This window comes from Geodermatophilus sp. SYSU D00698 (genome assembly GCF_054050335.1).
In genome coordinates this window covers 1-616 of sequence record NZ_JBJGZD010000051.1, presented here as the reverse complement: position 1 = coordinate 616, position 616 = coordinate 1, and the positions used below count along the sequence as shown (strand labels likewise).

The window sequence follows — 616 nt, the reverse complement described above, 5'->3', positions numbered from 1 at the left end:
GCGCCGACCAGCCTCGCTCCGGCGATCGCGGCGTTGCCGACGCCGCCGCAGCCGAACACCGCCACCGACTCCCCCCGCTGCACCCCGCCGGTGTTGATCGCCGCGCCCACCCCGGCCATCACGCCGCAGCCGAGCAGCCCGGCGGCGGTGGCCGGCGCCGCCGGGTCGACCTTGGTGCACTGCCCGGCGGCGACCAGCGTCTTGTCCACGAACGCGCCGATGCCCAGCGCCGCCGACAGCGCGGTGCCGTCGGTGAGGGTCATCGGCTGGGTGGCGTTGGCGGTGTTGAAGCAGTACTGCAGCCGGCCCTTGCGGCAGGCGCGGCACTGCCCGCACACCGCCCGCCAGTTGAGGACGACGAAGTCGCCGACGGCCACGTCGGTGACGCCCTCGCCGACCGCGGCCACGGTGCCGGCGGCCTCGTGGCCGAGCAGGAACGGGAAGTCGTCGTTGATGTTGCCCTGGCGGTAGTGCAGGTCGGTGGCGCAGACGCCGCAGGCCGCGACGTCGACCACCGCCTCACCCGGCCCCGGATCGGGCACCAGGACCGTCTCGACGCTGACCGGTTCTCCCTTGCCGCGGGCGACGACGCCCCTCACCTCGTAGGCCATGCCGG

1 protein-coding gene is annotated in these 616 nt (G+C 75.0%); it reads right to left on the bottom strand.

All coding sequences use genetic code 11. The annotated features are described in order from the left end of the window. Window positions 1-616 (bottom strand): alcohol dehydrogenase catalytic domain-containing protein (locus ACI8AB_RS22680; RefSeq protein ID WP_456951981.1); only part of this gene is annotated, 616 nt, incomplete at both ends.